Annotated in this window: 14 protein-coding genes; 4 read left to right on the top strand and 10 right to left on the bottom strand. The window is 38.4% G+C overall.

Annotation, left to right across the window (positions count from 1 at the left end; genetic code table 11):
* Positions 1-3 precede the first annotated feature (3 nt).
* Complete coding sequence (locus tag ACYT6F_RS11080; RefSeq protein ID WP_472597737.1) at positions 4-2,127, top strand: cation:proton antiporter; 2,124 nt, start codon at positions 4-6, stop codon at positions 2,125-2,127.
* Between the two features lie 50 nt (positions 2,128-2,177).
* On the opposite strand, the gene ACYT6F_RS11075 is transcribed toward ACYT6F_RS11080, so the two are convergent.
* Together ACYT6F_RS11075 and ACYT6F_RS11070 are read right to left on the bottom strand one after the other, a co-directional pair.
* Complete coding sequence (locus ACYT6F_RS11075) at positions 2,178-3,290, bottom strand: 5-(carboxyamino)imidazole ribonucleotide synthase (RefSeq protein WP_472597736.1); 1,113 nt, start codon at positions 3,288-3,290, stop codon at positions 2,178-2,180.
* Between the two features lie 73 nt (positions 3,291-3,363).
* Positions 3,364-3,915 (bottom strand): DUF1543 domain-containing protein, encoded by a 552-nt coding sequence (locus ACYT6F_RS11070; RefSeq protein WP_472597735.1) that lies wholly within the window; start codon positions 3,913-3,915, stop codon positions 3,364-3,366.
* A gap of 85 nt (positions 3,916-4,000) precedes the next feature.
* On the opposite strand from ACYT6F_RS11070, the gene ACYT6F_RS11065 reads away from it, so the two are divergent.
* Positions 4,001-4,831, top strand: coding sequence for a sulfite exporter TauE/SafE family protein (locus ACYT6F_RS11065; RefSeq protein WP_169232673.1), 831 nt, complete (start codon positions 4,001-4,003; stop codon positions 4,829-4,831).
* Positions 4,831-5,214 (top strand): DUF1634 domain-containing protein, encoded by a 384-nt coding sequence (locus ACYT6F_RS11060; protein WP_472597734.1) that lies wholly within the window; start codon positions 4,831-4,833, stop codon positions 5,212-5,214. The genes ACYT6F_RS11065 and ACYT6F_RS11060 overlap by 1 nt, the downstream gene beginning before the upstream one ends.
* Here the strand turns inward: ACYT6F_RS11060 and bla are convergent.
* The 3 genes from bla to ACYT6F_RS11045 are packed head-to-tail and all read right to left on the bottom strand — an operon-like array spanning position 5,195 to position 6,905.
* The gene (gene bla / locus ACYT6F_RS11055) at positions 5,195-6,070 is read right to left on the bottom strand and encodes a subclass B3 metallo-beta-lactamase (RefSeq protein ID WP_472597733.1); all 876 of its coding nucleotides are present in this window, start codon (positions 6,068-6,070) and stop codon (positions 5,195-5,197) included. The two genes, ACYT6F_RS11060 and bla, sit on opposite strands and share 20 nt — an antisense overlap.
* Positions 6,071-6,081: 11 nt before the next feature.
* Entirely contained in the window at positions 6,082-6,459 is a 378-nt protein-coding gene (gene gloA2 / locus ACYT6F_RS11050) for an SMU1112c/YaeR family gloxylase I-like metalloprotein (protein ID WP_472597732.1), read from the bottom strand.
* Positions 6,460-6,467: 8 nt separating this feature from the next.
* Positions 6,468-6,905, bottom strand: a complete 438-nt coding sequence (locus ACYT6F_RS11045) for a nuclear transport factor 2 family protein (RefSeq protein ID WP_472597731.1) — start codon at positions 6,903-6,905, stop codon at positions 6,468-6,470.
* Positions 6,906-7,017: 112 nt separating this feature from the next.
* Between ACYT6F_RS11045 and ACYT6F_RS11040 the strand changes: the two genes are divergently transcribed.
* Entirely contained in the window at positions 7,018-8,106 is a 1,089-nt protein-coding gene (locus ACYT6F_RS11040) for an endonuclease/exonuclease/phosphatase family protein (protein WP_472597730.1), read from the top strand.
* A 20-nt stretch (positions 8,107-8,126) separates the two neighbouring features.
* On the opposite strand, the gene mutY is transcribed toward ACYT6F_RS11040, so the two are convergent.
* From mutY to ACYT6F_RS11015, 5 genes are all read right to left on the bottom strand, one after another.
* The gene (mutY, locus tag ACYT6F_RS11035; RefSeq protein ID WP_472597729.1) at positions 8,127-9,170 is read right to left on the bottom strand and encodes an A/G-specific adenine glycosylase; all 1,044 of its coding nucleotides are present in this window, start codon (positions 9,168-9,170) and stop codon (positions 8,127-8,129) included.
* 68 nt (positions 9,171-9,238) lie between these two features.
* Positions 9,239-9,691 carry a hypothetical protein gene (locus ACYT6F_RS11030; RefSeq protein ID WP_472597728.1) on the bottom strand — a complete coding sequence of 151 codons (453 nt, stop codon included), beginning with the start codon at positions 9,689-9,691 and terminating at the stop codon, positions 9,239-9,241.
* A 69-nt stretch (positions 9,692-9,760) separates the two neighbouring features.
* On the bottom strand, positions 9,761-11,122 hold the full coding sequence (locus ACYT6F_RS11025; protein ID WP_472597727.1) for a DUF5458 family protein: 1,362 nt from the start codon (positions 11,120-11,122) through the stop codon (positions 9,761-9,763).
* A 21-nt stretch (positions 11,123-11,143) separates the two neighbouring features.
* Entirely contained in the window at positions 11,144-11,590 is a 447-nt protein-coding gene (locus tag ACYT6F_RS11020) for a hypothetical protein (RefSeq protein WP_472597726.1), read from the bottom strand.
* A 257-nt stretch (positions 11,591-11,847) separates the two neighbouring features.
* Positions 11,848-13,947: a M13 family metallopeptidase gene (locus tag ACYT6F_RS11015; protein WP_472597725.1), complete on the bottom strand. Its 2,100-nt coding sequence runs from the start codon at positions 13,945-13,947 to the stop codon at positions 11,848-11,850.
* Positions 13,948-14,118: the final 171 nt, after the last annotated feature.

The following is a 14,118-nucleotide window of genomic DNA, read 5'->3' as shown; positions in this document are numbered from 1 at the left end:
CTTATGAATTTATTGAGTATACATAACCTGAGTTTTCCTATTGAAGACCCCGTTCTGAAGTTTCTGCTGGTACTGATTATCATTCTGGCCGCTCCCCTGCTGCTGAACAAAATAAAGGTTCCGCATCTGCTTGGGCTCATTATCGCCGGAGCTGTAATAGGACCTAACGGATTCAATATCCTGGCAAGAGACAGCAGTATTGTCGTTACCGGAACCACAGGACTTCTGTATATCATGTTTCTTGCAGGCCTGGAAATTGATATGGGCGATTTCAAAAAAAACAAATGGAAAAGCCTTGGATATGGCGGATATGCATTTATATTTCCTTTTATATTAGGTTATTTAGGATCTTATTATCTACTTGATTTTTCTGTACTCACTTCTGTACTTTTTGCCAGTCTTTTTTCTTCACAAACCCTAATTACTTACCCACTAGTTAGTAAACTGGGACTGGCGAAGAATCAGGCCGTTAATATTACAGTAGGCGGAACCATGATAACGGATGTAGCCACATTACTTGTTCTTGCCATAGTTGTAGGAATGGTTCAGGGCGATGTCGGTGTTTCTTTCTGGGTAAAACTATCGGTTTCTTTTATTGTTTTTGCGCTTATTGTATTAATGATTTTTCCATTGATAGGACGTTGGTTTTTTAAAAAAATTAATGATAAAATATCACAGTATATCTTTGTTTTGGTAATGATTTACTTTGCCGCAGTTTTAGCAGAGCTAGCCGGTGTGGAAGCGATTATCGGGGCTTTCTTTGCCGGTCTGGCTTTAAACAGGCTCATTCCGCACACCTCATCACTGATGAACCGTGTAGAATTTGTGGGAAATGCGATCTTCATTCCGTTTTTCCTGATCAGTGTCGGAATGTTGATTGATTTTAAAGTTTTCTTCAGCAGTTTTGAAACATTAAAGGTCGCTTCCATTATGCTTGTAGCATCTATTGGCGGAAAATATATTTCATCAATTATAGCGCAGAAAACATTCAGGTTTACTAGAGACGAAGGCAGACTTATATTCGGACTCAGCTCCGCATCTGCTGCGGCCACTCTGGCGACGGTAATGGTAGGTTACAATATAATCCTTTCTGAAACTGAGACCGGCGAACCTATTCGTTTACTCAATGAACATGTTCTGAACGGCAGTATTCTTCTGATTCTTATTTCCTGTACGATTTCATCTTTTATTTCCATGTCGAGTGCGCAAAAGATTGCGGAACAGGATAATGAAGACACGGTTTCCGGTAAAAACCATGAAGAAGAAAATATTCTTTTAGCCTTAAATTATGAAGCAACAGTGGAAAGAATGGTGAACCTGGGCATTATGATCAAGGCACATTCTAATACGGAAGATCTGTTTGCTTTAAATGTTATTAATGAAGATAAAAATGAATCTTCAGTAAAAAACGCCGAGAAACTTCTTCATCAGGCCACGGATACTGCAGCCGCAGCAGATGTGAAAATGCAGTCATTAAAAAGATATGATAATGATGTGGTGAACGGAATTAATAATGTTATCAAAGAACAGAATATTACAGATCTTATTATCGGGTTGGAAGATGAAAAAGGCTTCTCTCCCGCTTTTGTGTATAACCTTTACAACGGCTATCTTCAAAACGACGACGTCAATGTGCTTGTCTACCACGCTGCACAACCTTTATCAACCATTAAGAAATACGCCGTCATGATTCCTGAAAATGCGCACAAGGAAGCCGGATTTTTCCATGCGCTTTTAAGGGTATGGAACATTGCCAGAAATTCAGGCGCTACGGTTGTTTTTTATGCCGATGAAAATATTCTGAATATCCTTCAGCGAATTATTAAGAAAGCTAATATCGAAGCCGAATTTATCATTATGAAAACCTGGAAAGACGGCGAAGAAACCGCTTCCCAGCTGAAAGATGATGAGGCACTGATCCTTTTTATGGCAAAACGCGGAATGCATTCCTACATTCCAAGAATGAGACTCATCCCGGAACTGCTCAACAAAAGTCTGCCTGATAAAAATTATTTGTTAATTTTCCCTTATTCTGAATACGATAAAAATAATTCTGAAAAAAGATCCGTGGGAAACAGTGATGATTTTATGGAAATCGGGAATGTGATTAAGAAAATTTTTAAATAAAATGCTGCGAAGCCCTGACAGAGTTTGGAACTCTGTCAGGGCTTAGTTGGTTACTCTGCAATCACCTTTACCATTCCTTTTACCATCACCAGCTTTTCCATCAGTTCCTCTCTGGATTCCGCCAGAACATTGATGTGTCCCATTTTTCTTCCTGGTTTGGTTTCTGTTTTTCCGTACAGGTGGATGTATGTTTCAGGAAGTCTTAAGACATTCTCCATTCCTTCGTATACTACTTTTCCGGAGTAGCCCTCTGTCCCTACAAGATTGAGCATTCCGCTGTAAATAATGGCATCAGTATCGGCCAAGGGTAAATTTTTCACAACACGGTACATTTGCTCAAACTGCGAATTGGCGTTTCCTTCCTGGCTTTGATGACCTGAATTATGAAGTCTTGGCGCCGTTTCATTTACCCATACTTTTCCTTCTTTATCCAAAAATAGTTCAATAGCGAAAAGTCCTGGAGAATTGATGGCATTAAGAAATTTTTCGGTGATGGAATTGATCTGTTCTTCAATTTCCTCTGATAATAAAACCGGACAGATATTGAAATCCAGCAGATTCAGTTTGGGGTCTGCCACCATTTCCGTTACAGGAAAGGTTTTGGTTTCCCCGCTTTCATTTCTTGCAACAATAACGGAAAGTTCTTTATCGATATCCACCAGTTTCTCAATGACCGAATCCTGTGTCCAGAGATTTTTCATATCCTCTGCTGTACGGATCACTTGTACTCCTTTTCCGTCGTAACCGCCTGTATTCATTTTTTGTACGAAAGGCAGCGGCATTATTATTTCGTCGGAACTTCCGTCCATCACTTCAAATTCCGGGCTTGGAATATCGTGAGCTTTATAAAATTGTTTCTGAAGAATTTTCTGCTGAATAGTTTTAATGATATTGGAATTCGGAACTACTTTTATTCCCTGGTTTTCCAGTTCGGACAATGCATCTGCATTCACATGCTCGATTTCAATGGTTACCACGTCTTTGTCTTTACCAAAATTGAGTACCGTTTGATAATCGTTGAAATTTCCTTGTGTAAAGTAAGAAATATTGTGGCATGGTGCATCAGGCGCCGGATCAAGTGTATAAAATTCATCGTCGTATTTCAGCGCTTCCTGAATCAGCATTCTTCCAAGCTGCCCGCCACCTAAAATTCCTATTTTCATTTTTACTTTTATTTTTTCTGTTATATTTTATTTTTAATGAATATTTAAATAAACTTTTTAAAGAATATATTTTTTACTGAATTTTATCAATCTTCAGATAACCCAGGCTCACAAAATTCTCCTGATTTTCAGCATCCGATTTTACCAGTGATATTGCATATTTCTGTTTCATTTCCGAAGGCAGGATTTCCTTTACCGGGAAAATATCATCGATATCCACACCGAGTTTTTCATCAATATGGCTGGTTGCTCCCTTGAAACCCATAGTTTTGTAAAATTCTGTTGCTTTTGCTCTTTTTACAGCTTCTGCCATTGACGTTCCCACGACAAGATGCTGCTCATGAAACTCTTCAAAAAATCCTTTTTTGTAGCCTCCGAGATTAATGAAATACAACTGTTCTCCAGAGGTCTCCTGCCCTCTTTCAACAATCTTCACTTCGTATCCGTCTACAAATTTCACTTCCTGATAACAGTCGATATGAATTTTTCCTTTTGCTTCTTTCCAGAAAGCTTTCATATCTTCCACAAGATCTTTCAGGCTCTCGGCAATTCCGAAAAATACATCGTGCTGCTCAATGTTTCTGCCGGGTGGCGTAGCTCCCAGGATGACATAAAAAAGTTTCATATTCAATTTTGTTTACGCAAAAATACATCAAATTTATCTTTTTTAAACGTTTGGCAGACTAACGCAATAGTTTTATATTTGTAGCATGTCAGAAATCATTATTCTCTTCCTTGGAGCAATTTCGGCAGGACTTCTTGGGTCACTGACCGGCTTGGGAGGAGGAGTCATTATTATTCCTTTATTAACGCTGGGTTTCGGCGTTCCTATGCATTATGCCATTGGCGCTTCTCTCATTTCCGTGATCGGAACTTCATCCGGTGCAGCAGTTGCTTTTGTGAAAGAAGGATTCACCAATATGAGAATCGGAATGTTTCTGGAGATTGCCACAACAGCGGGCGCTATCGTTGGAGCTTTGGTATCCGGAATGCTTAATCCCAATACCATCGGAATTATTTTCGCCAGTATTCTTCTTTTAACGGTTATTTTAAATTTAAAAGGAAAACCTGACCATCAGGAGCCTATTATTAAAGGAAGCCTTGAGGAGAAGCTGAAACTGTACGGAACTTTTCCGGATAAAGGTGTGGTAAAAAGTTATTCTGCAAGAAACACCGTTCCTGGATTTCTAATGATGATGTTCGCCGGAGCTATGTCCGGATTATTAGGAATCGGCTCGGGAGCCCTGAAAGTGTTGGCCATGGATAATATGATGAAACTTCCGTTTAAGGTTTCTACCACCACGAGTAACTTTATGATCGGTGTTACGGCGGTTGCCAGTGCTTTGATCTATTTCCAGAGGGGAGAAATTGTTCCTGTGATTGTAGCGCCTGTTCTGATCGGGGTTGTGGTAGGCAGCTTTATAGGATCAAAAACACTGATGGTTTCGAAAACAAAAAAACTAAAGGTATTTTTTGCCATTGTCATTACCATCCTTTCTGTTTATATGATGTATAACGGTATCAATAAAAGCTTCAGATAATGAAAAAGAACTTCACGGATGTAGATCTGAACCGTTCTGTCGGTAATTTATTGAGACTCGGCGTTATTCTTTCCGTCATTACTTCACTGATCGGTTTTGTAAAGCTTTTTACGGAAGGTTTTAAAATGCCAAAAAAATATACGTCTTTAGAGATGGGAAGTTCCTCGGAAAAAGTTTGGGGACATTTCTGGAATTCACTCTGCAAAGGTGAAGGGATGGCAATCATTCAGCTGGGAATACTGCTTCTGATCTTTACCCCTTTAATGAGGATTATTTTTGCACTGATCGGGTATTTAAAAGAAAAAGACTACGTTTATGTAGTCATTTCTTCCATCGTTCTGGTTATCATGGCGATCAGCTTCTTTACAGGTTATGCCCATTAAGCTTTTCTGATTTTTTTTCAAGATAATCTTTCTCCAGCTCATCAAGCTGATCAAAATATTCTTTTTTGTTCATAAATGCGCCCGGATTATAAGGATCTTTCGGCTTACGTTTTTCATGGAGATCAAACTGGCTTGCGTGGGAAGCCACCCAGATATCAAAATCCAGCTTCTTCATTGCCTGTAAGGTATATTGATAATCTTTTTCAATATTGGGATAAGCAGCAAGTTCCGAGAATTTTTTATCAATAATAATGGTCGGCATATTGGCAATTAAAACCTTATAACTTCTTTTATTATCTTTAGTTTCAAATATAAAACTGCAGGAACCTTTCGTATGTCCGGGATGATGAAGCATGGTAAGTTTAGTATTTCCGAGCTGAATTAAACCTTTGTCTTTCAATGTATAATCTGGGGTAACCGGTTTAAAGGTTATGCCATATTTTCCCATTTCATAATCTGTTTTACCTCCGGTTCTTAAAACTTCGGCATCGGCGGCATCAACGTATAATTTCGCTCCCGTTTCCCTTTTTATGTCTGCCATTGCACCTAAGTGATCGAAATGCGCTTGGGTGAGCAGCAAAATTTTGGTATCCTTATACCTGAAACCCAGTCTCTGAATATTACTTTTGATAATCGGAAACGAATCTGCCAGTCCTGTATTAATGAGAATATTTCCTTTATCCGTAACAATAAGATAAGAGGCGAGATCATAAGTTCCTACATAATAAAGATTTCCTGCAATGCGAAACGGCTCATACGGTCGCGACCATTCTTCGGGTTTTTTGGGCTCCTTTACAACTTGTGCAGTAAACGGAACCGCCATTAGCAGTCCCAAGATTATAATATATTTTTTCATGATATTACTTTTTAAATTTCATAGAATTCTAGCGGCAATTGGTCCGGATCCTGCGTAAAGAAAAATTCTTTTTCGGTGAACTCATCAATCCTGATTTCTTCACAGTTTACACCTTTCCGTATTAATTCTTCCCGTTTTTCATTAACATTTTCCACTGAAAAAGCCAGATGCCGTAAACCGCAGGCTTCGGGGTGTGAAGGCCTTTCAGGAGGATCGGGAAACGAAAACAGCTCAATCACATAATGATCTCCGATGGCAAGATCCAGCTTAAAAGACTGCCTTTCTTCGCGGTACACCTCACGGACGATGTTCAATCCTAAAATTTCCGTATAGAATTTTTTTGAAATTTCGTAATCTGAACAGATTATGGCAATATGATGGATTTTCATTTTAAAATTTATTGTATTTCCTTACAGTTATCTTTTCTTCTGGTATCAATTAAATACTGGATTTTCCATTCCCCGTTCTGTTTTACCAGCTGAAAACTGTTTGCCCCGCAATGAGAAAATTTATCTTTAAAATAAAAAGAGTACGGCGTAAACACACTCGCCAGGCCTCCATCGGTATGGATCGCTTCAATAGTAAATCTTTCATCAAGATCATTTTTCTGCATCTTTGAAACCGAGGCTATAAAATCATTGATATCTTCATTTTTCACACCATCTTTGGTAATGGTCTGAAGAATGGCTGTTTCTGAAAAAACCGACTTCAGCAATTCTGCATCTGCGTTTTTCATTGCGGTAAATAAAGTTCTCACGGGCTTTTCTATTTCCTGCTGATTTTGCCCGAAACAAAAGCTTCCTAAAAGTAACGCGCCTGCAAAAATTTTATTCATGGTAAAAAATATGTATTTGGAATGGTTTAATTGTTGTTAAGATATGCTTTAAAGATAATTTGATTTGAGCAATAATAAAAAATAATTTAAATTTATAGAATTATTTTAATATATGTGGATAGCCTATCTGATTCTGACAGTATTGTTGTTGATTCTAACCATACTGCCGAAAATTCAACATTCTCACTGGATATTCCGGGTCCCGGAGTTCGGTAAAATACAGATCACCGTATTCATACTCTTTACCTTAATTCTCGGTTTTACCGCTGCTGGCAAGCCGCAATATTTCTGGTATTCGCAAGGGCTTTTGCTGGTTATGCTGATCCATCACAGCATCATCCTTATCAAGTATACACCTCTGTATCCTGTAAGAAAATATACTCAAAAGAACCAGTCTTCGGAAAAACTGCGTTTTATATCGGCAAATGTCTATCAGTTTAATAAAGAATATAACCGTTTCATTCAGCTGATAGAAAAATACCGGCCCGATGTCTTCCTGACCATGGAAAGTAACGGTGATTGGGAGAAAGCACTGAGATCTATAGAAAAAGAGTATCCGTATCAGCATAAAGTAACGCTGGAAAACACCTACGGAATGCATTTTTATTCAAAAATAAAAGTAGAAAGTGCGCAGACACATTATTTTGTGGCCGATGACATCCCAAGTATTGAAGCCCATTTAAAAACGGAAGACGGATTTTCGTTTGTATTTTTCGGAGTTCACCCGCCGCCGCCAAGTCCTACGGAAGAAGAAACTTCCAAGGAAAGAGACGGCGATTTACTGTGCACAGCCAAAAGAGTAAGAGAAATTAAAAAGCCCCTTATTGTTGTAGGAGATTTTAATAATGTAGCATGGTCGAAATCTTCTATTCTGTTCAGAAAAACAAGCCACCTGATTGATCCCAGAATCGGGCGTTCGTTTGTTTCAACTTTTCATGCAAGATACCGCCTGCTGAGACTTCCGATCGACCTGATGTTTCACAGTGAAGAAATCTTTATTGAAGACATGAAAACCCTTGAAAATTTCGGTTCGGATCACCTTCCTGTATACTGCGAATTTTTTATAGACCATATTCAGGAGAAAAAACAGGAAGAACGCATTGACCACGCTTCAAAAGAGGAAAAGGCTGAAGCCGAGGAAATGATTGAAGAAGGAAAAGAAGAAGACGGAAACCGGGATGCTATAGTTACAGAAGGATAAAATACAGGAATTTAAATCAGCTATAAAATCCTGTACGCCGTATGATAATTTTCGATATAATTTTCCAGAGGTTTCGGGAAAGATTTCTGGTGTGAACTTTCGTAATCGCTGATGATATAATCATTTTCAGAAAGGAAATTATTCCAGGCTTCTTCCGAATCTACTTCTATATTATAAATTTCAATACTGAGGTTTTTGTGGGTCAGTTTGTGCTGTACTGTTTTTACACTTTTAATAAAAGGAACCAGCTCATCAGAAATCTCAGGAGGAAATTCAAACAGCTTCTTCCAGATAAAATCATCTTTTCTCTGCTGAATTAAAAATTTTCCGTTCCTGTGTACGAAGTAATATTTCAGTTCGAGGCCTGAAGCTTTCACTTTTTTTGTTTTAACGGGAAAATCTGAAACTTTATGGGTAAGAAATGCGATACAGTCTTTATTTAAAGGACATTCTCCACACAATGGATTTCTTGGCTTGCAGATCTCCGAACCCAGATCCATCATGGCCTGATTAAAATCTCCCACATTATCGGGTAAAATTAAATGAGCCAGCTCAGAAAAATAATTAAAAGCTCCAGAATTGGAAATATCAAAATCATCCGCAAAAACCCGGCTCAGAACCCGATAAAAATTACCGTCCACAGCCGGAATTCTGCCATTGAAACAGATGCTTGAAACTGCTGCTGCAGTATATTTTCCTACACCTTTCAGCTTGAGAATCTCTTCGTATTCATGCGGAAAAACGCCATGATAATCGTTCATGATTTGCTGTGCCGCCTTATGAACGTTGATTGCTCTAGAATAATATCCAAGCCCTTTCCAGTACAGTAAAACTTCATTTTCTTCAGCTTCTGCAAGCGTTTTTACGTCGGGAAATCTTTCAATAAAATTATTGTAATGATTCAGCCCCTGGTTAATTCTTGTCTGCTGAAAAACAATCTCACAGATCCAGATTTTGTAAGGATCTTTTGTCTGACGGAACGGAAGGTCCCGGGCATTTGTTTTGTACCATCCCAGCAATTTATTACCGATATACTTAAAATCTGTTTTTTCTATTTTTTCCAAAAGTTCGTCTTCATTTTTGATGCTTGTATCAAAACCTGACAGGTATGAATCTGCATTACAAAGATAATCTAATTTTCCTGTTTCGCTGAATATACGGGAGCCGCTTTAAGCCATTGATATTTCAGATTCATTTCTTTTGCAATAAAGCGATAGCCCTCAAGCTTTTTGAGATAAATATATGAGATGGAATCTTTTTTAAACATCAGCCGCTGATTAGAAAGGAACTGAACCGGAAAATTCACCACCGAATCTCTTGTTGTCTTCAGTACTTCGCCCGAAGTTACCCTGTAAATAAAAATAGATTTTCCACGCCCTGACGACTGATCAATCAACTTCACATTACCTGAAGAAACAACCATATCACTTTCGTCAAAACATTCCTGAGGCTTCATGATATATGCTTTCCCCTCCTGTCTTTCATCTGCAAAAAGATCAATAGTATGCTCGTTCTGAAGTTTTTTCTCTTCACAACTGAAAACCAACAGTATTAATGGCAAAAAGTAAAAAAATCTGCCTTTCATGATGAAATATTTTAATGATTTGATAGAAAAAAACCGATGTATAAGCACCGGTTTTATTATGATAATATTTTATTCCTGGGAATATTCTGCATCCCATTCATTTCCGTCGTCTCCTTTATGACCGTCTAATTTGATCACAAAACTTTTCGTAGGGAAATACGGCGTAAGGCGGATGTCCAGCCAAACCCTGTCTTTATTGACCCTGTCCTGCTCAAAACGAACGATCTTAAACTTTTCAATCAGCTTGTCCGGACCTTTGATGTTATCCAGGAATTGAACAATTTGTCTTCTCAAATCATCTTCATTTTTGGCATTCCAGTTTTCGAACGCTCTTCTGTTCAGGAAATCCAGTAAAACTTTGGTTACATAATCGAAAACACGAACAACAGAATAAGTCTGAAGCCCGATATTATCTCCCGTGAAAAGAGTTTTTGCGGAGAATGCCATGATTTTTCCGTATTCATTGACCATCGGAACAAGACCCATTTTTTCAAGCTGGGAAATCTCGCTCTTTTTCAATTCAAATTTTACGGCATCCACTTCATTGATATTTCCGTGCTTTTTTCCTGCTGCCACCTGTGACATCAATGTTTTGTGGATTTTTCCTGCCAATGAAGTTGAAGGCGGAAGTTCTACATTTTCTTCTTCTCCTACTTCTTCGGCCTTTCCACGGCCTACAAGCCAGTTACAGGTCATGATCACATTACTTCTGTGCAGCTCGCCTCCTGTAAGATTTGCAGAATGGAAAAGATCTACAACATCATCCGGTTTGTCGAGGTTGGCAAAATCAGTCACCATCATGACTTTGTTCTCATTACAGATTTTCGCCCATTTTTCGATTACTTTATTGGATCCCAGATATCCCGGAATTGCCAAAATCGAATAGTTGTCGCGAAGATCGAGACGGTCATAATAATTCTTGAATTCTTCTGCAATAGCATCGATGAATAAAGGATTATCAAGATCGGAAACCTGGTCTAAACTTGCATTAACGATACTTACATTGTCTACTTTATCAAGCTCGGTATTTTTGTAGAACTGAGCTACCGTTCTGTAGTTGGTTTCCAGCTGACGAACAGCATCCAGTGTATTTTTTAGATTGGATCTTAAACTATGGTCCGCTGCCTGCGCCTTTGATTTGCATGTTTCAGCCATTTTATCAGCAGAATCATTGCTTTCGAGCAGGTTTACCCAGAGATTTATTTTCTGAAGAAGCTCCTTTCTTTCTTCTTCTTTGTTGCTGTCGGTAAGGAATATTTCTTTCCTTGCTTTTCGGGTGGGGTTCATATTGGCGATACCGTCTACAACGGATTCTACAAAACCGAAACCTCCTATTTTATTGAGTTCGGCAAGCGGATTACCTTTCGGCTGACCTGCGTGTTGCTGCTGCTCCTGTTGTTGGTTTTCAGCTGCCTGTAATTTACTATCCATGATTAGTGTAAAGTCTTTAGATTATTTTTCAAGTTCCTGTGCCACTTCCTTCAATACCTCGATAAACGCAGCTCTTGTCTGATCGTTTTCCAGCATATTACGCAGAATTTTGTTGGTTTTCAGCTGGCGTACGATTTTGTTGTACTGCTCCTGCTCCATGCTGAGCTGCTGGAGATACGCTGATTTCTGGGTAAGATTTTTGGGGGTAAAGTCCGCAAGATTCTGAAAACGGAATTCTTCTTCGACTACATTGCCGTCTTCTGTTTCGTGCTGTACGTTTACAGAAGGCTGAAAATGTTTGAAGACGTCTTCCACAGTCTTTAATCCTGTTACAATTTCAGGAATGTAAGGCTCGTCTGTAGTAAGCTGGCTCACAATCAATGACTTATTCTCCTGTATGTTCTGAATAGCTTCATTGGCATCCACTTTTACTTCGTTTCCGCCAACGCCATAATTAAACATTGCCATATTATTGTTATTTTGAGATTTTTTATTTTGGTGTGAATCGTATTTATCAGCATCAAATAGCTGACCAATCCAATGTTTAAATTTAAAAAAAAACTGTAACATACAAAATTTTGTTAAGAATTTTCTTTAATATTTAATTTAAATAAACAAATATTAATCAAAAATCAACATTTACGATATCACTAATCTATGAAAAAATAAATAAAAAAACGCATCATTTCTGATGCGTTTCTCTTTTTCTAACAATTTTTGGCTGTTTACCAAATTTTTATTCTGTCTTCCGGAGCTTTATACATTTTGTCGCCTGGCTTTACATCAAATGCCTTAATGAAAGCATCTTGGTTTACCAAAGGACCAAACGCCCTGAAAACACCCGGAGAGTGCGGGTCTGTTTTCACCTGATTGGTCATATACTGATCCGTAGATTTTGTTCTCCAAACCGTTGCCCAGCTCATAAAAAACCGCTGATCCTGTGTGAAACCGCTGATGAGTCCCGGATTTCCGTTATCTTTAAGATACATCTGAAGAGCATCATAAGCTACAGCTACACCGCCAAGATCCCCGATATTTTCGCCGCTTGTAAACTTACCATTCACAAAGCTTCCTTTTACCGGTTCATAAGCACTGTACTGGGCTGCCAGCTGCGCTACTTTTGCGTCAAAGTTTTTTCGGTCCTCATCTGTCCACCAGTTATTAAGGTTTCCGTCACCGTCGAATCTGGAACCGCTGTCATCAAATCCGTGGGAAATTTCGTGTCCGATTACGGCACCTATTCCCCCGAAGTTTACCGCTGCATCTGCTTTAGGATTATAGAAAGGCGGTTGAAGAATTGCTGCAGGGAAAACGATTTCGTTATTGGAACCGTTATAGTATGCGTTTACTGTTTGAGGAGTCATTCCCCATTCTGTTTTATCAACCGGTTTCCCGATTTTGTCAAGACTTCTTTGATACTGCCATGCAGAAACTTTCTGAAGGTTGGAATAAAGAGTAGCACCGCCTTTGGGAGATTCTACTTTCAGTTGGGAATAATCTTTCCATTTGTCAGGATAGGCAATTTTGACTGTAAATTTGGACAATTTTTCCTGGGCTTTTACTTTTGTAGCCGGTGACATCCAGTCCATATCATTGATATGCTGCTTAAATGATTTTAAGATATAATCAATATATGTTTCCATCTGCGCTTTGGATTCCGGGGTGAAATATTTCTCAACATACAGTTTTCCGAATGCCTCACCCAGAACTCCGTTTACAAGAGAAAGTCCGCGCTTGTTCATAGGGCGCTGTTCTTTCTGTCCCTGAAGATATTTTGAATAGAAATCAAATCTGATCTGTTCCAGATTTTCATCTAAATTGCTGGCATTTCCGTTAATTAAATGATATTTCAGATAATCTTTTACCAAAGGAAGATTTTTCTGAGTCAGGAAAGAATCCATATTCTGGTAATATTTCAGCTCAGCGACAATTACCCTGTCTGTATTGACTCCTGCATCTTTAAGATATTTCTGAAGATTTACGTTTTTAACAAGGGCCGGAAGCTCGGAAACATTTTTAGGATTGTATCTTAGATTTGCATCTCTGTTTTGTTCCAGGGTTAATAAATAATTAGCCAGCTGCTTTTCAAAATCAACTACATTTTTTGCAGATGCCTCTGAATTTTTATAGCCTAAAACCCCGAACAGTTTCCCAACATATGATTGATACTCTGCAAGTGTTTTGGTATTGGCTTCGTTTACTTTCTGATAGTAGTCTCTCCCCAGACCCAGATCAGGGCCGCCGAGATACACGGCATTCATCTTAGAATTCTTCATGTCTGCTCCTACTCTCCAGCCATAGAAAGAATTATCACCTAGTTTTGTGGCTTCGAGAAGGTATTTCTGAAGGTCATTCAGGTTTTTTATAGCATCTATTTTAGCCAGATCTCCTTTAATGGGCGCCAGTCCTTCAGCATTTCTTTTACCGGTATCCATAAATGAAGCGTATAGATTCTGTATTTTTTCACCTTCTGTTCCTGCGGTATAAGATTCTGATAAGATGGTATTTAAAATGTCTAAAGAAGCATCATCCACATTTTCTCTCAGGGCATTAAAAGACCCCCAACTCGCTTTGTCGGACGGTATCTGAGTGCTTTTCACCCAATTTCCGTTTACATAGCTAAAAAAATCATCCTGCGGACGAACCGATTTATCCATATACGACAAATTGATCCCCTCTTCTTTTATTTCTTCTTTTTTCACCGGTTCTGCAGCAACCTCCTTCATAGTTTCTGGTTTCTGAGCATCTGCAGTTTTAGCCGTACCACAAGAATTTAAAAATACCAACCCCGAAAAGGCAAGTATTCCGATATTTAGCTTTTTCATTAAAAATATTTTTTGATTTTACACAAACTTATCAAATATACGAATTTTGATTATAAATGATAAGTGATAAATAATAATTGATAAAAGCTTGTAAATAAAGATTTTATATTCTTACTATTTGAGTTTGACTGACTGAAACAACAAATTCTTACTATTTAATGCAAAGAGTAC

The sequence above is a fragment of the Chryseobacterium sp. NG-CE01 genome (assembly GCF_055695505.1).
Note: the sequence above shows the minus strand (reverse complement) of the source record. Positions and strands in the feature narration are given on the sequence as shown.

Bases quoted from the DNA above. Each gene is read 5' to 3' on its own strand.
- ACYT6F_RS11060 (WP_472597734.1), top strand. From the start codon at position 4,831: ATGAAAAAGAACTTCACGGATGTAGATCTGAACCGTTCTGTCGGTAAT.
- ACYT6F_RS11045 (WP_472597731.1), bottom strand. From the start codon at position 6,905: ATGAATAAAATTTTTGCAGGCGCGTTACTTTTAGGAAGCTTTTGTTTC.
- ACYT6F_RS11080 (WP_472597737.1), top strand. From the start codon at position 4: ATGAATTTATTGAGTATACATAACCTGAGTTTTCCTATTGAAGACCCC.
- ACYT6F_RS11015 (WP_472597725.1), bottom strand. From the start codon at position 13,947: ATGAAAAAGCTAAATATCGGAATACTTGCCTTTTCGGGGTTGGTATTT.
- ACYT6F_RS11075 (WP_472597736.1), bottom strand. From the start codon at position 3,290: ATGAAAATAGGAATTTTAGGTGGCGGGCAGCTTGGAAGAATGCTGATT.
- ACYT6F_RS11070 (WP_472597735.1), bottom strand. From the start codon at position 3,915: ATGAAACTTTTTTATGTCATCCTGGGAGCTACGCCACCCGGCAGAAAC.
- ACYT6F_RS11040 (WP_472597730.1), top strand. From the start codon at position 7,018: ATGTGGATAGCCTATCTGATTCTGACAGTATTGTTGTTGATTCTAACC.
- bla (WP_472597733.1), bottom strand. From the start codon at position 6,070: ATGAAAAAATATATTATAATCTTGGGACTGCTAATGGCGGTTCCGTTT.
- gloA2 (WP_472597732.1), bottom strand. From the start codon at position 6,459: ATGAAAATCCATCATATTGCCATAATCTGTTCAGATTACGAAATTTCA.
- ACYT6F_RS11065 (WP_169232673.1), top strand. From the start codon at position 4,001: ATGTCAGAAATCATTATTCTCTTCCTTGGAGCAATTTCGGCAGGACTT.
- ACYT6F_RS11020 (WP_472597726.1), bottom strand. From the start codon at position 11,590: ATGGCAATGTTTAATTATGGCGTTGGCGGAAACGAAGTAAAAGTGGAT.
- ACYT6F_RS11025 (WP_472597727.1), bottom strand. From the start codon at position 11,122: ATGGATAGTAAATTACAGGCAGCTGAAAACCAACAACAGGAGCAGCAG.
- ACYT6F_RS11030 (WP_472597728.1), bottom strand. From the start codon at position 9,691: ATGAAAGGCAGATTTTTTTACTTTTTGCCATTAATACTGTTGGTTTTC.